Genomic DNA, 23,743 nt, shown 5'->3' on the forward strand with positions numbered 1-23,743 from the left:
CTCCTACGACAGGGCACTCAGCACCAGAACCCCCATCGCGAACGTCGACAACAGCCCGACGACGACGGCGAACACTGCCCGCCCGGTGCCGCGTGCCTTCTCCCGGCGGGCGCGGGCCAGTGCCCAGACACCCAGCCCGAGGGCCAGCGGGCCGAGGACCCACACGACGATCGAGAACAGGGCGAGGTAGCCGGCGACCACCGACTGCCAGGAACGCCCGACCGGCACCACCCAGTGCAGCACGCTGCCCGGACCATGACTCTCCCGCGGCGCGGACCCGGCATGCGAAGCAGCACCCGGCGGATAAACACCAGGCTGCGGGTACGCTCCAGCAGGAACCGCGGGTCCCGAGTAGGCGCCGACAGAACCCGTGGCCGGCGGATACGCGCCAGCCGGAGCCACAGGCGGCGGGTACGCACCGACCGGAACCGCAGGCGACGGATACGCTTCGTGCGCGGCCGCGGGTGGCGGATACGCCCCAGCCGGAGCCACAGGCGCCGCGTAAGCAGCAACCGGAACCGCAGGCGACGGATACGCTTCGTGCGCGGCCGCGGGTGGCGGATACGCGCCAGGTGGATCCGTGGGTGCCGGATAAGCGGCAGTCGGCGCCTCGACCGGCGGATACGCGCCATGCGGCACCGGCGGTGGTGCATATCCGCCGTGCGGCACCGCGGGCGCCGAGTGGGCGGCGTGCGGCTGCGGGGAGGGTCCGGCGCCGGCCATCTCGTAGGTGGGGGCCGGCTGTGGGCGTACGCCGATCGGGCTGCCGCAGCCGGTGCAGGTGGCCGCCGAGACCGGTACGGCGAAACCGCAGATATGGCAATGCATGGCGGCCCTTATCGGCGGTTCCGGTCATGACCTGCGGTTTGGAAGCCATCAGAATCGCACCCGGCCGCCAGCACCCGAGCCCACGTCGTGAAGTCGCCCGGCCACGCCATCACGATCTTGGCCGCTCGCAGTCCCGCGACTTCCGCACTCTCGTTCGTCGTCACATCCGCTGCGTGGTGACCTACGCCCGTATACGTGCCACCAATCACCACGCGCCCTGTCCCCGCCGGCTGCGTGGTGACCTACGCCCACATACGCGCCACCAATCACCACGCGACCCAGCACCACCGACCACGTGGTGACCTGCGCCCACATACGCACCACCAATCACCACGCAACCGAGAGGGCGGGCCTGCCCGAGCGACCGGTTGACGACGTGATCATCGCCCGGCACGCGACCGCGATGATCAAGGTCGAGCCCCTGAGCCTGCCCTTCCGAGCGGGCCCCGGCGAGGCCGATCCCGCGAGCCGACCTCTTTAGCGGGCGTCGGCCAGGGCTGCCAGCGCCTGCGCGGCCCGGAAGTACTTGTTACGGCCCAGCTCGCCGATGGTCTTGACGCCGAGGGCGTCACGGATCAGCTTGCCGCCGCTCTCGCTCACGCCGGCCAGCGCCTCCACCGGCGCGTCCAGGATCTCCTCCAGGGACTTGTCCTGGTACGCCTTGTCCAGCACCTTCTGCAGGTCGGCGGTGACAGCCACGATATCTCCCACGAATGTCGACAATGGATCTTCCGGGCGCGCAGCCTACTTGATCATTTTCGGTCACCCGCGGGCGGTATGGTGCGATCGAAGGACCAGCTGAGACGACCGTACGGAGGCAACGATGCCCGCTACCGAGGCCGCACTTCTCGACGCCGAGCACCGCCTGCAGCAGGCGCAGCGGGACGGGGACGTGGCGGCGCTGGACCGGCTGCTCGACGACCGGCTGGTCGCGGTCGGGCCGGACGGCACCCGTTTTCGCAAGTCCGACGACCTCGACGCGTACCGGTCGGGGAGCTCGAAGATCGACTCGCTGGTCGAGGAGGATCTGGAGATCCTCGCTGTGGGAACTACCGGGGCCACGTTCGCGCTCTGTGCGGTGAGCGGCACGTTCGGCGGGCAGCCGATGTCGGCGCGGCTGCGATACGCGCGCACGTGGACGTACGACCAGGGGGTCTGGAGAATCGTGGCCGCCCAGATGAGCCTGGCCTGAAGCCCGGCCGCGAGAGGCGACCGGGCACCGAAGAAAACCGGATACGACAGCACCCGGCCGCCACGAGACGACCGGGCACCGAAGGAACCGGATGCGACAGCACCCGGCCGCCACGAGACGACCGGGCACCGAAGGAAACCGGATACGACAACACCCGGCCGCAACGAGACGACCGGGCACCGCCGAGAGGGTCAGGACAGCAGCCGGCCGAGGTTCTCGGGAGCGAAGAACTCGGCCGGTGACGTGACGCCGGAGTTGAGGCGGGTGAAGGCGTCCATCGCCTCCTGCTTGCCGGCGATGCCCATGACCAGCTGGATCATCTGCTCGTCCGGCGGCTGCAGCGACGCGATGCCGAGCGTCATCTGGTAGAACGGCATGGCCCGGGCGTCCCGGCGGGCCTGGTATCCGGGCAGGTCGTCGCCGGTGATCGCGTCGGCCAGCAACTCGGCGTCGAGGAACGCGTCGGTGATGCCCTGCGCGGTGATGTAGTCACGGTTGTAACCGGCGTCGCCGACGAGCGCCCATCCGGGGCCGTGCGGCACCCGGAAGTAGTTGTGCACCGACGCGCCGACGAACTTGCTCTCCCGCTTGGCCTCGGCGATCCGGGCCGCGAAGCCGGGCGCCGACTCGAACGTCTTGAACAGGGTGCCTTCGATGTCGTTGCGGTGCTCGGCGAGTTCACTGTGGGCCCAGCCGCCGATCACCAGCGTCAGGTCGTCGTTGGTGGGGCAGACGGCCCAGCCGCGCCCGGGACGGCTGTACGCCTCGAACGTGTCGGTCGGCAGGTTGCTCCAGTAGGAGTAGTAGCCGACGGTGAGGGGCGGGTGCTCCTCGTACGCGGGGGCGTTCACAGCCTTGGCGACCACCGAGTTGCGGCCGTCGGCGCCGACCACGATGGTGGCGTACTCGACCGTGCCGTCCTGGCCGCGGATACCGGTGACCCGGCCGTCGTCGTCGAAGAGGATCTCCTCGACGGTGTAGCCCTCGCGGATCTCGACGCCGGCGGCGGCCGCGGCGTCGAGCAGGATCTTGTCGAGCAGGATGCGGCGGGGCGCGTAGGCGTACGGCGACTCGGGTGTGCCGGGAGCGCCGCTGATCGTGACCGGACCGAAGTCGGTGGAGTACCGCCCGACCGGCGGGGCGCCGGTGGCCACGACCGCGTCGAGCAGGCCCCACCGCTGCAGCGCCGACACGCCCGGCGGGTGCAGGACGTGGGTCGAGACCGTGTCGCTGGGGAACGTGTCCCGGTCGACCAGCAGGGTCCGGTAGCCGCGCCTGGCCAGCAGCGTCGCCAGCGGGGACCCTGCGCAGCGTGCCCCCACCACGATTACATCGAAATTAGTCATATTCTCCCCAGGTAGCCTTACGGAACGCGGCCGAGCCGATCTCTGGGCCATAGTGGAGGCTCGGGTCCGGCATGTCGATGGGCCTTCCGGACGGGTGCAGAGAAAGGCCGGGTATGCGTGGACGCCGATGGATCATCGCGGGAGTGGCCGCCGGGCTGCTCGGCCTCGCAATCGGGGCGACGGCCCTGGCCGCACCCTCGATCGCGGCGATCGCCTGCCCGCAATGCTACGGCCTCTCCGACCTGGGCGGCGGCATCTACGCCGAGCAGGACGACGACCGGTTCCGGGAGATCGTCGCGGCGGCGGACCGGCGGATCGGCGGCTTCTACGGCGAGCGGACGAGCGACGCGCGGGTGCTGATCTGCGCGACGAAGGACTGCTACTCGGGGATCGGCGGGGGCGGCGAGAAGGGCCGGGCGTTCGGGCGGTGGGCGTTGATGCTGTCACCCGACGGGGCGAACGAGACGATCGCGACGCACGAGCTCGCTCACCTGGAGCTGCACAAGCGGCTCGGTTCGGCGTACGACACGGTGCCCGACTGGTTCGACGAGGGGCTCGCGGTGCTGATCTCCGAGGATGTCCGCTACCTCAAGCCGGCGACCGAATCCGATCGGTGCCTGGTGCCGCACGCCGAGGCGGCGCGGATCACCGGCGCCGACTGGGACACGGCGGGACCGCCGGGCGACGACCGCAAGTATCTGCTGGCCGGCTGCGTGGTGAGCCGCTGGGTGAGCGAGCACGGCGGTCCGTCCGCCGTGCACACCCTGATCAGCGAGCTGCGTGAGGGCAAACCGTTCAGTGAGATCGTGTGACGGTTGTCAGGTCCTCGACCCGGTCGGCCCAGCGCTCCAGCAGCGCCGGATCGTGCGAGACGACCAGAACGCCCATGCCGGTGGCCCGCTGCTCGCCGATGATCACCGAGGCGACCAGGGCCTGCGTGGAGGCGTCGAGCATGGTGGTGGCCTCGTCGCAGAGCAGGTGGCGGGGCCGGTGCACCAGCGCGCGGGCCAGGCAGGCGCGTTGCAGCTGGCCGTCGCTGACCGCGTGCGGGCGGCGGGCCAGCAGGTCGGCGGTGAGCCCGGCCCGGTCGGCGAGTTCGGCGACGCGTCCGGCGATCAGGTCGCGCGGGTGGCGGACGGCGAGCAGCGGCTCGGCGATCAGCTGCTCGAGGGTCAGGCGTGGGTCGGCCGAGGCGCGCGGGCTCTGGAACAACACCCCGATTCTGGTACGCACGGACGCCGGCACCCGGTGCCGTGTGCCGGTGATCCGCTCGCCGTCCAGGATCACGTGCCCGGTCTCGGGGGCGTGCAGGAGCGCGAGGACCCGTACCAGAGTGGATTTGCCACTGCCGGAGGGACCGCGGAGGCCGACCGTCTCGCCCGCCTCGACCGTCAGGGAGGCGTCCGTGAGGACGCGGCGGCCACGATATCCGGCGCTGACGCCGTCGGCGACGAGGCTCATGCGGGGACCTCCGCGGTGGTCAGCGGGTGATGGCAGGCGACCGGTCCGGCCGGCTGGACCTTGCATGCGTCGGTCACCCGCGTGCAACGGGCGGCGAACGCGCAGCCCGGCGGCAACGCGGTCAACATCGGCGGATGGCCCGGGATGGCCCGGAAGTCACGGTCCGGCAGGGCATTCAACAACCCTTGGCTGTACGGGTGGGCAGGCGCCCGGAACAGATCAGCAGCGGGCCGGTGCTCGACGATGCGGCTGGCGTACATGACGGCCACGGTGTCGGCGACCCGCTCCGCCGCCGCGAGGTCATGGGTGATCAGCAGGACGGCGGCGCCCTCGTCGCATCGGCGGCGCAGCAGGTCGAGGGTGTGGTCGACGAGCGGCCGGTCGAGCCCACTGGTCGGCTCGTCGGCGATCAGCAGCTCCGGGTCGCTGGCCAGGGCGAGCGCCGTGCACAGCCGCTGGGCCATACCGCCGGACAGCTCGAACGGGTAGCGCTCCAGGTCCGCCGGGTCGAGCCCGGCCTCGGCCGCCACCTGATCGGCGAGCCGGGGGTCGCGGCCGTGCTGCTTGAGCGTCTCGGCCAGCAGCCGGCGGCCTTTGCGCACGACGGTCAGCGCTGTGGCGGGGCTCTGCGGTATGAGGCCGATCCGCCGTCCCCGGATCTGCCGGGCCAGCGTCGTCTCCCCGCACCCCAGTAGATCGACCGTTCTGTCCCCCGGGCGCTCCCCACCTCCCGGTAGAACGAACGTTCTGTCCCCCGGGCGCTCCCCACCTCCCGGCAGAACGACCGTTCTGTCCCCCGGGCGCTCCCCACCTCCCGGCAGAACGACCGTTCTGTCCCCCGGGCGCTCCCCACCTCCCGGCAGAACGAACGTTCTGTCCGTCGAGGTTCGGGCGACCCCGGCCGCGGGCGGCAATGTGATCAACGCCCGGCCCGTGACCCCGGCGTTGGCCGGCAGCAGGCCCAGCAGGGCGTGCGCCAGCACCGACTTGCCGCACCCGGATTCGCCGACGACGGCCAGGAGCTCGCCCCGGCGTACCGTCAGATCGAGGTTGGTGACGGCCTGGACCACCGCATCGCGCAACCGGAAGCGGACGGTGAGTCCGGTGATCTCCAGGAGGTCGGTCAAAGGTTCAGCTCCGCTCGGACTCGGGGATCGAGACGGTCGCGCCATCGGGCGGCCAGCGCCGCGATGGCGAGGGTGACGACGACGATGACCAGGCCCGGCACGAGGCTCGCCCACCAGGAACCGGTCAGCAGCGACCGCTGACCGTCATTGATCATGTTCCCGAGGGACGCCATGTGCGGCGGCAGGCCGAGGCCGAGGAAGCTCAGCGACGTCTCGTGCCAGACCGCGTGCGGGATCATCAGCGTGGTGGCCAGGGCGATCTTCGGAACCACGTGCGGCAGCAGATGCCTGGTCAGGACGCGGGTTCGGCTCGCTCCCCCGGCCACGGCCGCGTCGATGAACGTGCGGGTGCGCAGCGACAGCAGCTCGGACCGGACGATCCGCGCGGTCGACAGCCAGTGGGTCAGCCCGATCGACAGGACCACGGCGCCGAGACTCGGCCGCAGCATGGCGACGATGAAGATGCCGAGCAGCAGGTGCGGCAGCGCCGCGATGGTGTCGACGATCCGCATCAGCACCCGGTCGACCCAGCCGCCGAGCATCCCGGCGAGCCCGCCGACGAGGCCGCCGATGACGGTGGCCGCCAGCGCGGCGACGACACCGACCAGCAGCGACACCCGCAGTCCGTAGATGCTGCGGTGCAGCACGTCCCGGCCCAGGTCGTCGGTGCCGCCGGGATGCGTGAACGACGGCGGCAGGGCGACCCGGCCGAGGGCGACCGCGCTCTGATCGAGCGGGAAGAACAGCGGGACGAGCAGCGCGGCGCCGATCGCCAGCAGGAGCAGGGGCGCGGCGGGGCGCCGGATCAGGACGTCAGCCATCGATGCGCACCCGGGGGTCGGCGGCCGTGTAGGCCAGGTCGGTGAACAGGTTGGCAGTCAGCACCACCGCCGTGGTGATCAGGGTGATCGCGGCGAGCAGCGGGAAGTCGCTGCCCAGTGCCGCGTGCACGCTGACCGCGCCGAGTCCGGGCAGCGAGAACACCGTCTCGACCAGCACCGATCCGCCGACGAGCTCGGGCAGGTGGGTGCCGACCAGGGTGAGGAACGGCAGCAGTGCGGTCCGCAGTGCGTGCCCGAACAGAACGGTCCGTCCGGCGAGCCCGCGGGCCCGGGCGGCGAGCACGTGGTCCTCGCGCAGGCTCTCGGCCACCGAGTCGCGGACGAACAGCAGGAACCAGGGTGCCTGCGAGATCGCCAGCACGGTCACCGGCAGGACCAGGTGATGGGCGACGTCCGCGAACGTGACCGACGTGGCCCGCACGTCGGTCAGGCCACCGGCCGGGAACCAGCCCAGACCGAGCGAGAACACGGCGATGGCGGCGAGCGCGAGCCAGAACGACGGCATCGACTGGACGGCGTACGCCGCGGCCCGCACCCCGCGGTCGAGCAGCCCGCCCCGCCGGTAGGCGGCGATCGTGCCGGCCACCAGGCTGCCGATCAGGACCACGACCAGGGTGAGCCCGATCAGCAGCAGGGTCCAGCCGGCCCGGCCGGCGATCACCTCCCCGACCGCCTGGTGCCGCGAGGTGGACCAGCCCAGGTCGCCCTGGAGCAGGTTGCCCGCCCATCGCAGGTACTGCTCGTGCAGCGGATCGTCGACACCCCAGTTGTCGCGGATCTGGTGCAGGTTCTCCTCGCTCATGGTGAACGCGGCGGCGCCCGCGTACTGCCTGGCCGGGTCCATCGGGGACGCCGCGCCGAGCAGGAACATGCCGATGCTGGTGGCCATCAGCACGGGCAGGGCGAACGCGAGCCGCCGCAGGATCACCCTGATCACTTGCGGGTCCAGGTGTGGATGTTCCACCAGAGGCTGTTGGCGACGTCGTGCTCGTGTGCCTCGACCCGCGGCGTGACTCCGGCGACGTCGTCGCGGACCACGTAGGTGTGCTGCAGGTAGGTGAGGAACACCCAGGGAGCGTCGGCGGCCAGTTGCTGCTGGAACGTGGCGTACGCGGCCTTGCGCCGCTCCGTGTCCGCGTTGTCCCGGCCGTCCTGCAGCGCCTTGTCGACGATCTCGGACCGGTACGAGCCGGGGTTGAAGAACCCCTGCCCGGCGAACTGACCGCCGAAGAGCTTGTAGGAGACGAAATCCGGGTCGTACGGTGTGCCCCAGCCCATGATCAGGGCGTCGTCTCCCATGCGCGGCTCGATGGCGTCCCAGGTCAGCCCTTCCGGCTTGACCTCGATGCCGGCCTTCCTGGCGTCGGCGGTCACGGCCAGCGCCAGTTCCTTGCGGAGGCTGTCGGTGGCCGGGTACATCAGCGAGAACTCGGCGCGCTGCCCGTTCTTCGCCCGGATGCCGTCGCCACCCGCGACCCAGCCCGCCTCGTCGAGGTTCACGGGGGCCGGCTCGGTCGCGGTGTAGAACGCGGAGGTGGGCGGGACCGGACCGTACGCCGGATCGCCGGCCCCGGCCAGCACACCGGTGACCATCGCCTGCCGGTCGACGGCCGCGTCGAGGGCCTTGCGGATGGCGACGTCACCGGTGACCGGGTCGCCCATCGGGAGCATGACGCCGCGGTAGTCGGCGGTCGGAACCCTGTGGACGGTGAACCCGCTGAACGCGGTGGCCAGCTTCGGGGCCAGCTCGACGGCGTCGAACTCGCCGGCGCGGGCCCGCTGGGCGCGGACGTTGTCGTCGGCGACGAACGCGACGATCACACCACTGTTGGCCGGTTTGCCGCCCCAGTACGTGTCGTTGGCGGCGAGCACGAGCCGGTCGCCGGGCGTCCACGAGGTGACCCGGTACGGCCCGGTGCCGACCGGTTTCTGGTTGAAGCCGGCCTTGTTGACGTCCTGCCCCTCCAGCGCCCCGGCCGGGACGATGCCGAGGGTGAGCCGCTGCAGGAACGGCGCGTAGGCGTACTTCAGCGCGAACACCACGGTCGACGGGTCGGGCGCGGTGACGCCGGCGAGCATGTCCAGGTCGGAACGCAGCGTCGAGTCGACCTTCGGGTCGAGTACGGACGTGTACGTGAACACGACGTCGCCGGCGGTGAGCGGGGTGCCGTCGTGGAAGGTCACGCCGCTGCGCAGCTTCGCGGTGATCGTACGGCCGTCGCCGGAGACGGCCGGCAACTCGGCGGCGAGGGCGGGGATGAGGGTGTTGCTCGCGTCCCGGGCGACCAGCCCGTCGAAGATCAGTGCGGCGCCGTCCGTGCCGTACCCGAGCACCGGGTTGAGGGTGTCGGGCTCGCCGGAGGTGGCGACCACGAAGGTGTTGCCGGCCGATGTGGAGCCGGTGGCGTCCGGATTCGAGCAGGCGGTCAGGGCCAGCAGGACGGCGGCGGCCGTCCCCATGAGACGAAGCATGCCGTCATATTTGAGTAGTTGCCAACTACTTGCAATAGTGCGTGATCATGTCGACGGCACTATTGCAAACAGTTGGCAACTGATGAAAGGATCTCAGGCGCGGGCGTACTTCGGCACGTACTCCTGCCCGGAGAGCCCGCCGATCGCCGCCATGATCGCCTCGGTGGCGGCCCGCCGCTCCCGGGCGTTCTCCGGGTCCGTGGCGATCGCGGCTAGCTGCACCGGCTTGCCGAACACCACCCGCACCCGGGCCGGCCGCGGGATCACGCTGCCGGGCGGCAGCACACGGTCGGTGCCGAACATCGCCACCGGCACCACGGGTGCCCCCGACTTCAGCGCCAGCCATGCCACCCCGGTCCGGCCGCGGTACAGCCGCCCGTCCGGCGATCGGGTGCCCTCCGGGTAGATCGCGAACGCGTCCCCCCGCTGCAGCACCTCGAGACAGGTGTCCAGCGACGCGACCGCGGCCCGTTTGTCGTCCCGGTCCACCGCGACCTGACCGTCGCGGGACATGAACCACGACACGAACCGGCCCGCCGGACCACGCCCGGTGAAGTACTCGGCTTTCGCCATGAACGTCACCTTCCGTGCCACCGCCATCGGCAGGAACGTCGAATCGGTGATGGAGAGGTGGTTGGAGGCGAGCAGTAGCGGCCCGCTCGGCGGCACGTGCTCGGCACCCTCGACCCGCAGCCGGACGACCTTCTTGACCAGTTCGTACACGTGCGCCCTCTCAGTGAACCCCGGTAAGGATGAAATTTCGGTAGGCCTGCACCACCGCTACCACCTCCGGAGGCGCGGCATGCGGCGAACCGGCCGCAAAAGGTGGCCGGGGGTCGTACTCGATACCCAACTGCACGGCCTGGGCGACGGTCGCGTCCGCGATCCGGGAGGTCAGTTCGAGGGCCATGTCGATCCCGGCGGACACCCCGGCGGCCGTCACATACTTACCGTCGGTGACCACGCGTTCCCCGGTGGGCACGGCGCCGAGCGGGGCCAGTTGATCCATGGCGAGCCAGTGCGACGTGGCCCTGCGGCCGGTGAGCAGCCCGGCGGCGGCGAGGATGAGGGAGCCGGTGCAGACCGAGGTGGTCCAGGTGCTGGCCCCGTCGGCGGCACGCAGCCACCGGTGCACCGGGCCGTCGGTCATGTGATCGGTCTGCCCCGGTCCCCCGGGAACCACGATCACATCCGGATGCGGCACGTCCGCCAACGTAGCCGTCGCGGTCAAGGCGAGTCCACCCACCTCGTTGCCGACCGGCCCGGCCCGCTCGGCGGCGAACACCACCTCGGTGCCCGGGATCCGGCTGAGCACGTCGTACGGTCCGACGGCGTCCAGTGCGGTGAAACGCTCGAAGAGAAGGATCACGACCTGCATTTCCTCAAACCTCCTTGGGTACGGGACTCAAGCGCCGCTGGTATTCCGAGGGTGTGACACCCAGCACCCGCACGAAGGCGCGGCGCATCGCCTCGGCAGTGCCGTAACCGGTGGCCCGGGCGATCTGCTCCACCCCGGCGGCCCCTGCCCCGGCGGCACGGTCCTCGAGCAGCCGCCTGGCGGTCTCCAGGCGGGTCGCGTCCACGTAGCGGCCGGGGCTCTGCCCGACCTCGGCGGTGAACGTGCGGGCGAACTGGCGCGGTGACAGGTTCGCGCGGCGGGCCAGCTCCGGCACCGACAGGTCGGCGGCCGGGTTGTCGGCGATCCACCGCTGCACCTCGCGCAGACCGGGACGGGCCGCGACCTGGGCGGAGAGCTGGGCGCTGAACTGTGTCTGGTTGGCCGGACGCCGCAGGAACATCACCAGGTGCCGGGCGATCAGCAGCGCGGTGTCGCGGCCGTGGTCCTCCTCGACCAGGGCCAGGGCCAGGTCGATGCCGGCGGTGACGCCGGCCGAGGTGGCGATCGGGCCGTCCCGTACGAAGATCGGCTCCGGATCGACGTCGACGTCTGGGAACCGGCGGGCCAGAGCGCCGCAGACCGACCAGTGGGTGGTGACCCGCCGCCCGCTCAGCAGTCCCGCCTCGGCGAGCAGGAACGCGCCGGAGCAGACCGACATGACCCGTGGGACGGATCCGCCGTGGCGGCGCAGCCAGGCGACCACGTCCGGGTCCGTGGCCCGGGTGCCCTCGCCGCCGGGCACGACCACGGTCGCGGGCAGCGGTGCCGCGCACAGATCGGAATCGGGCACGATGGTGAGCCCGCTGGAGGTGCGCACCGGCGCGCCGCCGGGGCTCGCGGTGACGACCCGGTAGCCGGCGCCCGTGAAGACCTCGAGCGGCCCGGTGACGTCCAGGCTCTGCACACCGTCGAAGAGCAGGATCAGAACGGTCACCCCTCCAGCGTCGCGGTGACGGCCGATGGCGGCAACGTCGGGAGTCCCACCTTTCCGGCCATCGCCGGGGTGCGCTCAGACGCCGCCGATGGCCTCGCTGATCGCCTCGATCAGGCGGGTGGCGATCACCGGCCGGTCGGTCTCGACGATCAGTGTCGGACCGATGCCGAGCGGCTCTGCCTCGGCCGCCCAGCGCGGCCAGTCCTCGGCCAGGCGCCGGTCGTCCTCGTGGACGGCGTGCCGGCCGCGGCGGCGATAGCGGTCCAGCGCCACCTCGACCGGCACCGAGCACCAGATCTCGACCGTGCTGCGGGCACCCGAGCGGGCCACGCCCTCGGTCACGTAGCCGAGGTCGCGGGGACGGAACCACCAGCTCTCCAGGATGACGACGCCCGGTGTGGCGGCCGCCAGCTCCCACATCACCTGCGCGGCGACCCGGCCCACCGCGCTCGGCGGCACACCGGGCACAGCGCCGGCCATCGCCTCCTTCAGGGCGTCCTTGCCGATCAGGGGTACGCGCAGCGCCGGGGCCAGCCGTCCCGCAAGGGTGCTCTTCCCGGACCCGGGAAGCCCGTTGATCAGAATCAGCCGGTGCGCCACAGACTGAATGCTGTCACCCGGGGGCACCCGGCGCACCGATCAACCGGACAGGACCCGGTCCTCCCCCGCTCCGACGGCACGCCAGCCGCTGTTCTGCGGGCGGGTCCGGCACTCGGCCATCACCGCCCAGCGGGCGACGACCCGGCTCAGGTCTGCCACGAACTCGTCGACGACCTCATGGCTCACCCCGGGCATGCAGATGATGTGGCAGTAGTCGCCGTCCACCGACAGGACCCAGCCGAACTCGGCGGCCAGCGACAGCGGCGGGGTCTGCAGCACCACGGTGAACGCGTCCGGGTGCCGGAAGACGGGCCAGCCGGTGGAGCCGATCCGTTCGACGGCGTAGGCGGCGACCCGCCGGGCCCGCAGCGCGCGGGCCTGGTGCCCGTTGCGCCCGTACATCGCGATGGCCGCCCACAGCACGGCCGCGGCCTGCCCGCAGCGGGAACCGAGGACCGTGCTGTCGACGGTGGCGGTGTAGGTGATGTGCTCGCCCCTGGACACCCGGACGCTGTCGCGCATCACCACTACACCGCACGGGATGGGGGTGCCCAGGAACTTGTGGCCGGAGATGGCGATGCTGTCGATCGGGCTGCCCGCCCCGAGCCCGAGCGTCCCGTCGAGTGCCAGCGGGATGCCGGACAGGGCGGCGTCGACGTGCACGTGGCGGCGCATCACCCCGTACGCGTCGAGGATGGTCTCGATCCGGTCGGTCTGGTCGACCGCTTCCCAGAGGGTGGTGCCGGCCGTGGCGACCACGATCGCCGGCCGGCCCTTGTAACGGGCGACCAGTTTCTCGAAGTGGCCGTAGTCCATCTCGCCGTACCAGCTGTCGCGGACCACGACGACGTCCTTGGGGTGCAGTCCGAGCAGGTTGGCGGTCTTACGGATCGAGTAGTGGCTCGCGTGTGTCAGGTAGAGCACCGCGTCCGGGTACCGGTCCCTGGCCACCCGCAGCGCGGCGATGTTGCTCTCGGTGCCGCCTGAGGTCACGTACCCCCACCGGTCGTTCTGCGGCAGCCCGACGACGTCGGCGAACCACCGGACGACCTCCACCTCCAGCGAGTTGGTGTGCGCCTCCCCGGAGGGTGCCGTGCTGGGATCCCCGACGTTGTTGAACAGCCGCGTGAACAGCCGCTGTGTGCGCGACCAGTCGATGTCGGTCGCCGCCGGGAACCCGATGGTCCGGCGCTGGGCCCGGGCCGCGCGGCTGACCAGCGTCGACATGACGGCGTCGACGTCGGTCAGCCCCGGCGCCCGGTCCAGCCGGATCGCCTCCGCCCAATCCTCGGGGCTTATTCCAGAGGCGTCCACTCATTCACCAGACCTGGCCGGCTGGGTTGAGGTGGTCTCTCAAGGTCTTCTCCAGTTCGAGGAACGCCGGCCACGCCTGTCGCAACTGGACCCCGAGCTTGTCCGGCACATTCTGCGTGGTGGAGTAGACCTGGGTCGCGTCGAGCGGATTGTTGCAGATTAAATCATTGCCCCGGCCACGGCGGTTGTCGTCGCGGACCATCCGTATCTCAGAGCCGTCGACGAGCCGGACGGCGCCCTCCCCCGGGACGTAACTCATGGCCTGCAGGCTGCTGATGCCCGAGCTGAGCAGGACGGGGACCACGTCGTACCACTGGCGGGTGTCGGTGTTGAGGGTTTCCATGCCGATCCCGACGTAACGCGTCGGTGTCGGGGGACGCTGTATGTCACCGACATTGACCATCAGGTAGTCCGGGTCCCGCGGGTCCCAGATCCGCTCGACCTTCTCGTGCTGCGTGATGAAGGTCTCCGCGGTGGCGTTCAGACCGGTCAGGAACGCCAGCAGGTTGTCGTACTCGGGTCCGGCGTACCCCCACCGGGAGGCACTGAGGACCTGGTAGCCCAGGTGCTGCGACGGGGCCTCGGTGATGAAGAACAGCGTCACCCCGTGCGGGGCCAGGGGCTGGTCGCGCGAGTGCAGCCGCTCCAGCGCCCGGGTGACGTGGATGGCGTTTATCCCGCGCAGGCTCGTCCCGGCACTGTGCCGCAGGTACGCCCAGCGCCGGTCCTCCGGACTGGGCCCGGACTGGTTCTGGTGCCACTGCGGCGCCGGTGGCGGCTGCTGCGGCGTGGCGTGCTGATGCCACGCCGGCTGCTGCGGCGGGTACTGCTGCGGATAGGGCTGCTGGTACTCCTGTGGCTGCTGCGGCGGATAGGACTGCTGCTGCGGCGGGTAGGGGTCCTGCGGGGGGTACTGCTGCGGGTTCACTGCAGGCCCCCAGGGAGAAGGCTGCGCGCCGTCCTCCCAGGAGGGCTGAGCATGTCGGCCGGGAACGTTGTACGACATGTTGGAGGATTCCTTCGCAGGCTCAGAGGTCGATCCGGTCCGGGACCGCGTACACGCTCGGCACGCCGTGGCTGATGCCCTCGTAGACCTGTGGCTTGGACCGGCGCAGGACGGCGGCCCGCCAGATCCCGGCGAGGGCGGCGACGACGAGCAGGGCGGGCAGGGCGTACGGAGCGAGCGAACCCGGTTTGGCGCCCACGAGGGCGTCGAGCTGAAGGAGCATGGTGACGAGGATGGCCAGACCGAAGGCCAGGCCGAACAGCGGCGCGACCGTGGTGTTCCAGCCGCTCTCACCGGAGTCGGCGTTGCGGGCGAAGTAGCGCAGCGCGGCGGCCGCGGACACGATGAGCAGGGCGAGCAGCCCCATCGCGCCGACGGTGCTGGCCCAGCCGAACAGGGTGGTCTGCGGGTCTGCACCGGAGACGGCCCACACGAGCACGACCACGGCGGCGAGAGCGTTCTGGGCCCGGCTCGCGCCGACCGGGGCGTCGGCCGCGGTGCCCGCGCCGGTGCGGTAGAGGTACTGGTGCAGGACCTGCTCGCGGCTCATCGCGAAGGCGTACCGGTTGATGATGTTGTGGAAGCTGATCAGCGAGGTCAGGATCGCCAGAACCAGGATGACCACGCCGAGGATGCCGAATGCCGGGTGCACCTGGTCGGACAGGATGGTGATCGGCAGGTTCGAGTCGGCGGCGGCGGCCGCGGCGACCTCGCCGGATCCGGTGGCCGACTGCATGGCCCACGCCGCGGCGGTGTAGACGCCGATGAGGCTGAGCGCACAGATCATCATGCCGCGGCTGATCTGCTGTCCGCGCTTGCCGGCCGCGCTGTCCTCCTCCTCGATGAACGCGGCCATGCCCTCGGGCCCGGTATAGGCGGCCAGGGTCAGCGCGACCGCCAGGCCGAGGCCGGGAACGCTCAGTCCGGCCGGGTCGAAGGCGGCGGCCGGGATGCCGTCGGCCGGGTCGAGGAAGCCGACGACCACGAAGAGGCCGACGACCAGCAGGGACAGGATCAGCACGCCCATGACGATCTGCGTGGACAGCACGATGCGCCGGGTGCCCAGGACCGTGACCACGCCGATCGCGACAGCGGAGAAGACCCACCACGCGCCGATGCCGGTTATCCCGGACATGATCGCGCCGAACAGGCCGTAGAGGCTGATCTGCAGGGCGTTGTACGCGAGGAGCGCGACGAAACCGGCACCGACGCCGGCGGTCGGGCCGAGCCCTCGGGCGGTGATCGCGTAGTAGGGCGCGGAGTGCGGAACCGCCCGCACCATGGCGGCGTACCCGACGAGCAGCAGCGTGACCACGCCGCCGACCAGGGCGAAGAGCAGAGGCAGCGCGGTGACCTCAGACCCGGCGTAGGTCGCGACGATACCGCCGACGAGTACGACCATCGGGGCGGACGTGGTGGCGCCCAGAGCCCAGGCAGCGCCCGCAGTCACTGTTCGACGGGCCATGGCCGCGGCTACTGTAGCCATGATTATCTATCTCCTTGAGGGGGGAGGAGTCGGTAGGAGAGAAGTCCTATGTGGACGGATGCAGTAGGTTAATCGGTCCTTTCCGGGCCCCTCCCCTCAGGGGCCAGCAGATCACTAGATCAACTCGCCGCATGCACCTTACGCGTTGAACGGTGGGTATGGCTATCAGTCACATTCAATGCGAGCGCTGTGCCACAAGACCGAAAACTCACATTCGGTCACCACGCTCGGGACCGGTTCCGCGCTCACGTGGCGCTCGACGCGGCCGATCACCGTTACTCATGAGTATTCGGAACCGGCAATGCCTACGCGAGCTGGAATCCATCGACAGTGCCCGCCAAAGCGACGGAAAACGATCTTCAACGCTGAAAATCAGCGGTGTGCACAGACGGTGACATCGCCATTCGATCGCACCGCATAAGATTTCCGTGCCGGAACTCATGTTTCGATGAATTAAACGGAGGCGGCATGCGGGTCCATCACCTCAACTGCGGGACCATGCGTCCCGCGCTGACGCCCGGCGGCCTCGTCTGCCACGTCCTGCTCGTGGAGACGCCCGACGGGCTGCTGCTGGTCGACTCCGGTTTCGGCCTGCGCGACGCCGCCGAGCCGGCCCGGCGGGTCGGCGCGGCGCGGTTCCTGATCCGCCCGGTCCTGGACCCGGACGAGAGCGCGGTGCGGCAGGTGGAACGTCTCGGTCACGATCCGGCCGAGGTACGCGACATCGTGCTCACCCATTTCGACGCCGACCACACCGGCGGCCTGGCCGACTTCCCACAGGCCCGGGTGCATCTGACGGCCGCCGAGTCCGACGCCGCCCAGCGCCCGCGCACCCGGACCGAGCGCTACCGGTACCTGCCCGCCCAGCGCGAGCACGGCCCCCACCTGGTCGAACACTCTCCCGCATCCGGCGACGTGTGGCGCGGTTTCGCCGCGGGCACCGAGATCCGCCCCGGCGTGGTGCTGATCGGCCTGCCGGGCCACACGCGCGGCCACGCGGCCGTCGCGGTCGATGCCGGGCAGCGGTGGATCCTGCATGCCGGGGACGCGTTCTATCACCGCGGGCAGCTCGACGGACGCACCCCGGCGCCGCGGATGCTGGTCCGGTCGGAGCGGATGATCGCCCACGACCGGGCCCTGGTGCAGGCCAATCACGCCCGGCTGGCCGAACTCTGGGCGGAGGCCGGGCCGGAGCTGACGATCGTCAACGCCCACGACCCGGAACTGCTGCGCCGCGCCGCCGCCGAGCCTTCGATGTAGCGGGGGTACGCCGTCCGGCCCGAAACGCCGGGTGCCCGGCTCGCCCCTTTCGAGGGCGGACCGGGCACCGGGCCGGATCTGCGAAACGTCAGCAGGGACCGTCGACGACCTTCGGGTCACCGCTGGTGGTGGCCGGGACGGTCACACAGGCGACGCTGCTGCCGGAGGTCACCTCGGCCACGCCGGTGCGGACGACCTTGACCTCGACGCCGGAGAACGCCATGTCCTCGGCGGCCTGCTTGAGGTACTTCGACGGCTTGCCGCCCTTGCCGAGCGCCGAGACGATGGCCTGCCGGCCGACGAGCTCCGCCCAGGTCTTGGCCTCACCACCGCCCAGGCCGGTGTCCGGGCCGGCGCCGGTGCCGGCGAGGCCCGCGCCCAGCGCCTGGAAGATCGGGGCCAGGTCGATCTTGGTGGCGCCGGTCGGGGCGACGATGTCGGCGCTGCTCGCGATGTCCACCCGGACCGAGGCGCGGCCGGTGTTGCCCTCGACGAACTGCAGCAGGTTGATCTCGAAGGCCTCGAACTTGCCGTTGTCGATCCAGAGGTCCAGCACGATCGGCTTGTCGGCGGGCGCCTTGTCGAGCTCGCTGCCGATCGCCTCTTCCAGGATCGAGGACTGCTCCTTCGTCGCGATCTTCTCGAGCGCCTCGACGAAACGCTTGGCCTCGGCGTGTGCCTTGGTCGTCGAGGTGGTCACCACGAGGTGCTTCTTGTCCTTCTCGTCGCGGACCACGTCCGCGCCGTCGAGCAGGTTCTGCGCGCTGGTCTTCAGCTCGGCGGCGATCTTGTCGCTGTCCTGCTGGCTGGCCGGGCTCGCGCTGACGCCCGCCTTCTTGGTGAACTCCTCGATCTCGGCGCTGTCGATCGAGATCCAGCCACCCTCGATGAGCTTGTCGATGCCGGGGATCTCGGCACCCGCCTCCTTGGCGATCTGGTCGACCTCGTCGGCCGGGGCGCCGAACTTGGCGGCGAGCGCCCGGACCGGGACCTTCACATACGCGATCTTGTCGATCACGCGGATCTCGGCGCCGGTGACGCCGTCGATGGTGGCGTTGAGCAGCGCCTTGTCGTCGGCGACGCCCTCACCGCCCTTGTCCCAGGCGACGGTGAAGGACGAGTTGTAGAGCTTGCGCAGGATGTCCGCGTCCTCGTCGGTGAAGCCCTCCGACCCGGACTCCTTCTTGGCGAGCGCGATCAGGTCGTCGACGCTGCCGCCCGGCCGGATGGTGAAGCCGGTGCTGCTCGCCGCGCCGAGGTTCTCCGCGGCCTTCTTGAGCTCCAGCTTGGGCTCGAGCTGCTGGAGCTGGTTGGCACACCCGACCGTGAGGGTCAGGGCGGTGACGCCGGCCACCGCTGCGGCCACAAAGCGCTTCATGCGCAGAATTCTCCATTCGAGAGGCGGACGACACTCCCCCGTGCCGCGGTTTGGCAGTGTACGAGCATCAATCAACAACTCGCGCGCCAATTCCCCCGCGCGGGGTCGTCCGGTCGCACACTCTGACCGAAAGCCCGACTTCACAGCGGTCCAGCAGAGCGTGTTTCCGCACCTCAACGCTTCCCGTAGGACATTTCGACCGGAAGCTTCACCCGACTCCCGTTTCCCGGCCGAGATCTATTCGTTGCGCTGCCGCGATATTCTGCGAGTGCTCGAAATCACGACACGAAATGGTCTCGGCCGGAAAACGGAATAAGGATCAGGACCCGACGTAGTCGGCCAGATGCTCTCCGGTGAGCGTGGAACGTGATTTCACCAGATCGGCCGGCGTTCCCTCGAAGACGATCTTTCCGCCGTCGTGGCCCGCACCCGGGCCGAGGTCGATGATCCAGTCGGCGTGCGCCATGACCGCCTGGTGGTGCTCGATCACGATCACCGACTTGCCCGCGTCGACCAGGCGGTCCAGCAGGCCCAGCAGCTGCTCGACGTCGGCCAGGTGCAGACCGGTGGTCGGCTCGTCGAGGACGTAGACGCCGCCCTTGTCGCCCATGTGGGTGGCGAGCTTGATCCGCTGCCGTTCACCGCCGGAGAGCGTGGTCAGCGGCTGACCCAGGGTCAGATAGCCCAGACCCACGTCGACCAGGCGCTTGAGGATCGCGTGCGCGGCCGGGATCCGGGCCTCCCCCGCGCCGAAGAACGGCTCGGCCTCGGTCACCGGCATGGCCAGGACCTCGCTGATGTCCTTGCCGCCGAGCTTGTAGTCGAGCACCTCCGCCGCGAAGCGCTTGCCCTCGCACTCCTCGCACGTGGTGGCCACCCCGGCCATCATGCCCAGGTCGGTGTAGATCACGCCGGCGCCCTTGCAGGTCGGGCAGGCGCCCTCGGAGTTGGCGCTGAACAGTGCCGGTTTCACTCCGTTGACCTTCGCGAAGGCCTTGCGGATCGGCTCGAGCAGGCCGGTGTACGTGGCCGGGTTGCTCCGCCGGGAGCCGCGGATCGCCGTCTGGTCGATCGACACCACGCCGTCGCGCTTGGCGACCGAGCCGTGGATCAGCGAGCTCTTGCCGGACCCGGCCACCCCGGTCACCACGACCAGGACGCCGAGCGGGATGTCGACGTCCACGTCCCGCAGGTTGTGGGTGGCCGCGCCGCGGATCTCCAGTTTCTGCGAGGAGACGCGGACCGCGTCCTTGAGCGTGGCACGGTCGTCGAGGTGGCGGCCGGTGATGGTGCCACTGGAGCGGAGGCCTTCGACCGTACCCTCGAAGCAGATGTTGCCCCCGGCCGTGCCGGCGCCCGGACCGATGTCGACCACCCGGTCCGCGATGGCGATGGCCTCGGGCTTGTGCTCCACCACGAGCACCGTGTTGCCCTTGTCGCGCAGGCGCAGCAGCAGCTCGTTCATCCGCTCGATGTCGTGCGGGTGCAGGCCGATGGTCGGCTCGTCGAAGACGTAGGTGACGTCGGTGAGCGCCGACCCGAGGTGCCGGATCATCTTGGTGCGCTGCGCCTCACCGCCGGAGAGGGTGCCGGCCGGACGCTCCAGCGAGAGGTAACCGAGGCCGATCTCGACGAACGAGTCGAGCGTGTGCTGCAGCTTCTCCAGCAGCGGGGCGACCGACGGCTCGTCGAGGCCGCGCACCCACACGGCCAGGTCGCTGATCTGCATCGCGCACGCGTCGGCGATGCTCACACCCCTGATCTTGGAGTTGCGGGCGTGCTCGGCCAGGCGCGTGCCGTCGCACTCCGGGCACTTCGTGAAGGTGATGACCCGCTCGACGAAGGCGCGGATGTGCGGCTGCATCGCGTCGACGTCCTTGGACAGGAACGACTTCTGGATACCCGGGATCAGACCGGTGTAGGTCAGGTTGATCCCGTCGACCTTGATCTTGGTGGGCTCCTTGTACAGCAGGTCGTGCATCTCCCGCTTGGTGTACTTGCCGATCGGCTTGTCCACGTCGAAGAAGCCGCAGCCACGGAAGATCCGGCCGAACCAGCCCTCCATGCTGTACCCGGGGATCGAGATCGCGCCCTCATTGATCGACTTCGTCTCGTCGTACAGCTGGGTGAGATCGAAGTCGTTGACGTTGCCACGGCCCTCGCACTTGGGGCACATGCCGCCGGTGATGCTGAAACTGCGGCGCTCCTTGGTGGTGACGCCGCCCTTCTCCATGGTCACCGCGCCCGCCCCGGAGATCGAGGCGACATTGAAGGAGTACGCCTGTGGAGAGCCGATGTGCGGATCGCCGAGCCGGCTGAACAGGATCCGCAGCATCGCGTTGGCGTCGGTGGCGGTGCCGACCGTGGAGCGGGGGTCGGACCCCATCCGCTCCTGGTCGACGATGATCGCGGTGGTGAGACCCTCCAGCACGTCCACGTCCGGCCGGGCCAGGCTCGGCATGAACCCCTGCACGAAAGCGCTGTAGGTCTCGTTGATCAACCGCTGGGACTCGGCCGCGATGGTGCCGAACACCAGTGAGCTCTTGCCCGAGCCGGAGACCCCGGTGAACACCGTGAGCTGGTGTTTCGGGATCTCGACGCTGACGTCCTTGAGGTTGTTGACCCGGGCGCCGTGCACGCGGATCGAGCGGTGGGCGCTCATCGTTCTCCCCCTGTGAAGTGAGCCCTGTGAGATGAGCCCGGTAAATGAGCTAGCTGTCCTGGAGCAGGCCGAGCACGTTGCCGTCCGGATCGGTCACGCTCGCCACCCGGCGGCCCGGGCCGACCTCGTGCGGAGCCTCGCTGACCACGCCCCCGGCGGCGGTCAGTCCGGCCAGCTTCGCATCGATGTCGGCCACGTGCCAGTACGCCACCGGCGCTTTGAGGCCCTGGGGTCCGCCGCCCGGCACGAGGCCGATGTGCTGGCCCGCCACGTCGTAGCCGACGTAGTAGGGACTGTCGGCGGTCGGCTCGGCGCCGAGCAGCGCGGTGTAGACCGCTTTCGCCCTCTCCAGATCGGTCACCGGGTGCAGGACGGTCTTGATGCCTTCGGTCGTCATGTCAGTCACGCTAGGTCGTCTCCCGATCTCAGGTGAGCTGGTTGATGCGGACGAGGTTCCCGGCCGGGTCGCGGAAGGCGCAGTCGCGCAGGCCGTACGGCTGGTCGGCGGGCTCCTGGACGACCTCGGCGCCGGTGGCCGCGAGCCGGTCGAACGTCTCCTGCAGGTCGGTCGCGCCCAGCACGATCCCGGCGTAGGCGCCCTTGGCCATCAGCTCGGCGATGGTGCGGCGCTCCTCGTCGGTGACGCCCGGGTCGGCGGCCGGCGGCTGGAGCACGATCGAGGTCTGCGGCTGGCCGGGCGGGCCGACGGTGATCCAGCGCATGTCGCCGTAGCCGACGTCGAGGCGGACCTCGAAGCCGAGGCCGTCGCGGTAGAACTCGAGGGACTCGTCGGGATTGTCGGTGGGCAGGAACGCGGAGTGGATGACAACGCTCATGCCGACGATGCTAGGGATGCCTTCTCATCTGCGGCTTCTCGATTCCTGACCGGTCGTGTCACCTGTTTGGTGATGCAGCCCGGCAGGCCTTCCATCCCGTGGCTGAGCTTGCGGTACGCGCTGGGCGAGATGCCGACCAGCTCGGTGAACCGGGTGCTGAACGTCCCGAGCGAGGAGCAGCCGACGGCGAAGCAGACCTCGGTGACACTCAGGTCGCCACGGCGCAGCAGGTTCATCGCCCGCTCGATCCGGCGGGTCATCAGATAGCTGTACGGCGACTCGCCGAACGCGGCCTTGAACTGCCGGCTCAGGTGCCCGGCCGACAGGTGCACGTGCCGGGCCAGCGCCTCGACGTCGAGCGGCTGGGCGTAGTCGCGGTCGATCCGGTCGCGGACACGGCGCATCAGCTTGAGCTCGCGCAGCCGGGCGTCGGTCACCGGCCAAGAATAGTTCACCTGCCGGCCGCCCCCTTATGTGAATAACCTTTTATATTTACGTCCACCTATATAAGGAGGACGTGTGCGAATCATGCGCTCAATGGCGGCCGGTGTCCTGGTCGCGGCGGCTCTGACCACCCCGGCACAGGCCGCGCCCAGCCGGGCGGAGATCGCCCTGCGCTGGGCCCCGATCCACTACCAGGACGTGGACACGACCGGTTCGCACGCGCTCGGCGGCAAGAGTGACCACATCACGCGCTACGACTTCGACGGGAACCTGAACGGCCGGGACAACTGGGACAACACCGGGACGAACACTGACGCCGCGGTCTACTACTCGGTCCTGGAGACGAGCACGCACTACTACCTCACGTACCTCTTCTTCCACCCCCGTGACTGGATCGACCACCCGTTCTTCGAGACCGAGCACGAGAACGACGGCGAAGGCGTGCTGGAGATCGTCGAGAAGGACGGTTCCGAGTACGGCTCGCTGAAGGGCGCGGTCACGGTGGCGCACAGCGACTTCTTCTCCTACAAGCCGTCCTCCAGCGGCTGGGCCGGCGGCAGCGAGACCATCGACGGGACGCTGCAGCTGCAGTCGTCGCCGCACGACGCGTTCCAGCACCCGGTCACCGCCCAGGAGCGGGGTGGGCACGGGCTCAAGGCGCGGCCGCAGTACGACATCAACGGCGACGGCATCGTCTACTACCCGTCCCTGACCGTGTCCGAGTCGCCCGGCCACGCCGACGACCGTGACGTCCGCTATCAGCTCGTCGACATCTTCGCGCCGGGCGGGCTGTGGGCACAGCGCAACAACACCCAGCTGTTCGCGTCGCTCGGGACCTTCGCCGGTGACACCACCGGGGGCTGCGGCACCGGCACCTACTCCTGCGGCACCAATTCGGCCAACGCGCCGTGGGGCTGGGACGACGGCAACGACGCGGTGAACCGCGGTGAGATCGCCACCGACCCGGCCAAGCTGGCCGCCTCCTACTTCTCGAACACCGGAACGCTGTCGCGCGCCTACACCCACAACCCGTTCACCGCCGCCGCGGCCGCCCTGAAGGCCGCCCAGTCCCTCCCCCCGACCGTCGACTGACCCCCGGCTGTGCGCTACCGCTGTCTCACCAGCCTGGAGACAGCGGTAGCGCACCGCCCGATCT

General features: G+C 70.1%; 24 protein-coding genes. 4 read left to right on the plus strand and 20 right to left on the minus strand.

The features are described 5' to 3' along the window. Positions 1–3: 3 nt before the first annotated feature. Together CLV67_RS44920 and CLV67_RS44930 are read right to left on the minus strand one after the other, a co-directional pair. Entirely contained in the window at positions 4–243 is a 240-nt protein-coding gene (locus CLV67_RS44920) for a DUF4190 domain-containing protein (protein ID WP_106330025.1), read from the minus strand. A gap of 1,062 nt (positions 244–1,305) precedes the next feature. Further along, on the minus strand, positions 1,306–1,527 hold the full coding sequence (locus CLV67_RS44930) for a hypothetical protein (RefSeq protein ID WP_106330028.1): 222 nt from the start codon (positions 1,525–1,527) through the stop codon (positions 1,306–1,308). A 124-nt stretch (positions 1,528–1,651) separates the two neighbouring features. Here CLV67_RS44930 and CLV67_RS44935 point away from each other — a divergent pair, with 124 nt between their 5' ends. Then, on the plus strand, positions 1,652–2,020 hold the full coding sequence (locus CLV67_RS44935; protein ID WP_106330030.1) for a nuclear transport factor 2 family protein: 369 nt from the start codon (positions 1,652–1,654) through the stop codon (positions 2,018–2,020). 191 nt (positions 2,021–2,211) lie between these two features. On the opposite strand, the gene CLV67_RS44940 is transcribed toward CLV67_RS44935, so the two are convergent. Then, positions 2,212–3,345 (minus strand): NAD(P)/FAD-dependent oxidoreductase, encoded by a 1,134-nt coding sequence (locus CLV67_RS44940; RefSeq protein ID WP_203737136.1) that lies wholly within the window; start codon positions 3,343–3,345, stop codon positions 2,212–2,214. A gap of 134 nt (positions 3,346–3,479) precedes the next feature. Here CLV67_RS44940 and CLV67_RS44945 point away from each other — a divergent pair, with 134 nt between their 5' ends. Then, positions 3,480–4,178 (plus strand): hypothetical protein, encoded by a 699-nt coding sequence (locus tag CLV67_RS44945; protein WP_146169549.1) that lies wholly within the window; start codon positions 3,480–3,482, stop codon positions 4,176–4,178. On the opposite strand, the gene CLV67_RS44950 is transcribed toward CLV67_RS44945, so the two are convergent. The 12 genes from CLV67_RS44950 to CLV67_RS45005 form a co-directional block, all read right to left on the minus strand. Then, positions 4,162–4,827 carry an ABC transporter ATP-binding protein gene (locus CLV67_RS44950; protein WP_106330036.1) on the minus strand — a complete coding sequence of 222 codons (666 nt, stop codon included), beginning with the start codon at positions 4,825–4,827 and terminating at the stop codon, positions 4,162–4,164. The genes CLV67_RS44945 and CLV67_RS44950 overlap by 17 nt on opposite strands. Further along, entirely contained in the window at positions 4,824–5,954 is a 1,131-nt protein-coding gene (locus tag CLV67_RS44955) for an ABC transporter ATP-binding protein (RefSeq protein WP_249037988.1), read from the minus strand. The genes CLV67_RS44950 and CLV67_RS44955 overlap by 4 nt, the downstream gene beginning before the upstream one ends. Next, the gene (locus tag CLV67_RS44960) at positions 5,951–6,775 is read right to left on the minus strand and encodes an ABC transporter permease (RefSeq protein WP_106330040.1); all 825 of its coding nucleotides are present in this window, start codon (positions 6,773–6,775) and stop codon (positions 5,951–5,953) included. Before CLV67_RS44960 ends, CLV67_RS44955 begins: the two co-directional genes overlap by 4 nt. Continuing rightward, the gene (locus CLV67_RS44965) at positions 6,768–7,733 is read right to left on the minus strand and encodes an ABC transporter permease (protein WP_239166356.1); all 966 of its coding nucleotides are present in this window, start codon (positions 7,731–7,733) and stop codon (positions 6,768–6,770) included. Before CLV67_RS44965 ends, CLV67_RS44960 begins: the two co-directional genes overlap by 8 nt. Then, the gene (locus CLV67_RS44970) at positions 7,730–9,268 is read right to left on the minus strand and encodes an ABC transporter substrate-binding protein (protein ID WP_106330042.1); all 1,539 of its coding nucleotides are present in this window, start codon (positions 9,266–9,268) and stop codon (positions 7,730–7,732) included. Before CLV67_RS44970 ends, CLV67_RS44965 begins: the two co-directional genes overlap by 4 nt. A gap of 93 nt (positions 9,269–9,361) precedes the next feature. Beyond that, the gene (locus CLV67_RS44975; RefSeq protein WP_106330044.1) at positions 9,362–9,991 is read right to left on the minus strand and encodes a lysophospholipid acyltransferase family protein; all 630 of its coding nucleotides are present in this window, start codon (positions 9,989–9,991) and stop codon (positions 9,362–9,364) included. A gap of 10 nt (positions 9,992–10,001) precedes the next feature. After that, a complete protein-coding gene (locus CLV67_RS44980; protein WP_106330046.1) occupies positions 10,002–10,646 on the minus strand; it encodes a DJ-1/PfpI family protein in 645 nt (214 codons plus the stop codon). 4 nt (positions 10,647–10,650) lie between these two features. Continuing rightward, positions 10,651–11,601: a GlxA family transcriptional regulator gene (locus CLV67_RS44985; protein WP_106330048.1), complete on the minus strand. Its 951-nt coding sequence runs from the start codon at positions 11,599–11,601 to the stop codon at positions 10,651–10,653. Positions 11,602–11,676: 75 nt separating this feature from the next. Next, entirely contained in the window at positions 11,677–12,201 is a 525-nt protein-coding gene (locus CLV67_RS44990) for a P-loop nucleotide/nucleoside kinase family protein (RefSeq protein ID WP_170154244.1), read from the minus strand. 39 nt (positions 12,202–12,240) lie between these two features. Further along, on the minus strand, positions 12,241–13,515 hold the full coding sequence (locus CLV67_RS44995) for a histidine decarboxylase (protein ID WP_106330051.1): 1,275 nt from the start codon (positions 13,513–13,515) through the stop codon (positions 12,241–12,243). 4 nt (positions 13,516–13,519) lie between these two features. Further along, entirely contained in the window at positions 13,520–14,521 is a 1,002-nt protein-coding gene (locus tag CLV67_RS45000) for a hypothetical protein (RefSeq protein WP_146169550.1), read from the minus strand. A gap of 22 nt (positions 14,522–14,543) precedes the next feature. After that, the gene (locus tag CLV67_RS45005; protein ID WP_106330055.1) at positions 14,544–16,007 is read right to left on the minus strand and encodes an APC family permease; all 1,464 of its coding nucleotides are present in this window, start codon (positions 16,005–16,007) and stop codon (positions 14,544–14,546) included. 468 nt (positions 16,008–16,475) lie between these two features. Between CLV67_RS45005 and CLV67_RS45010 the strand changes: the two genes are divergently transcribed. Next, positions 16,476–17,267 carry an MBL fold metallo-hydrolase gene (locus CLV67_RS45010; protein WP_106330057.1) on the plus strand — a complete coding sequence of 264 codons (792 nt, stop codon included), beginning with the start codon at positions 16,476–16,478 and terminating at the stop codon, positions 17,265–17,267. An 88-nt stretch (positions 17,268–17,355) separates the two neighbouring features. Here the strand turns inward: CLV67_RS45010 and CLV67_RS45015 are convergent, their stop codons facing one another. The 5 genes from CLV67_RS45015 to CLV67_RS45035 form a co-directional block, all read right to left on the minus strand. Further along, positions 17,356–18,645: a hypothetical protein gene (locus CLV67_RS45015; protein WP_146169551.1), complete on the minus strand. Its 1,290-nt coding sequence runs from the start codon at positions 18,643–18,645 to the stop codon at positions 17,356–17,358. A gap of 319 nt (positions 18,646–18,964) precedes the next feature. Next, positions 18,965–21,307 (minus strand): ATP-binding cassette domain-containing protein, encoded by a 2,343-nt coding sequence (locus CLV67_RS45020; RefSeq protein WP_106330061.1) that lies wholly within the window; start codon positions 21,305–21,307, stop codon positions 18,965–18,967. 49 nt (positions 21,308–21,356) lie between these two features. Further along, the gene (locus tag CLV67_RS45025) at positions 21,357–21,704 is read right to left on the minus strand and encodes a VOC family protein (RefSeq protein ID WP_106330063.1); all 348 of its coding nucleotides are present in this window, start codon (positions 21,702–21,704) and stop codon (positions 21,357–21,359) included. A gap of 28 nt (positions 21,705–21,732) precedes the next feature. Further along, positions 21,733–22,143: a VOC family protein gene (locus tag CLV67_RS45030; RefSeq protein WP_106330065.1), complete on the minus strand. Its 411-nt coding sequence runs from the start codon at positions 22,141–22,143 to the stop codon at positions 21,733–21,735. After that, on the minus strand, positions 22,140–22,547 hold the full coding sequence (locus CLV67_RS45035) for a helix-turn-helix transcriptional regulator (RefSeq protein WP_106330135.1): 408 nt from the start codon (positions 22,545–22,547) through the stop codon (positions 22,140–22,142). Before CLV67_RS45035 ends, CLV67_RS45030 begins: the two co-directional genes overlap by 4 nt. Before the next feature lie 124 nt (positions 22,548–22,671). Between CLV67_RS45035 and CLV67_RS45040 the strand changes: the two genes are divergently transcribed. Further along, positions 22,672–23,679 (plus strand): hypothetical protein, encoded by a 1,008-nt coding sequence (locus CLV67_RS45040; protein WP_106330067.1) that lies wholly within the window; start codon positions 22,672–22,674, stop codon positions 23,677–23,679. The last annotated feature ends 64 nt before the right edge of the window (positions 23,680–23,743 follow it).

The organism is Actinoplanes italicus (assembly GCF_003001815.1).
Lineage (GTDB): Bacteria > Actinomycetota > Actinomycetes > Mycobacteriales > Micromonosporaceae > Actinoplanes > Actinoplanes italicus.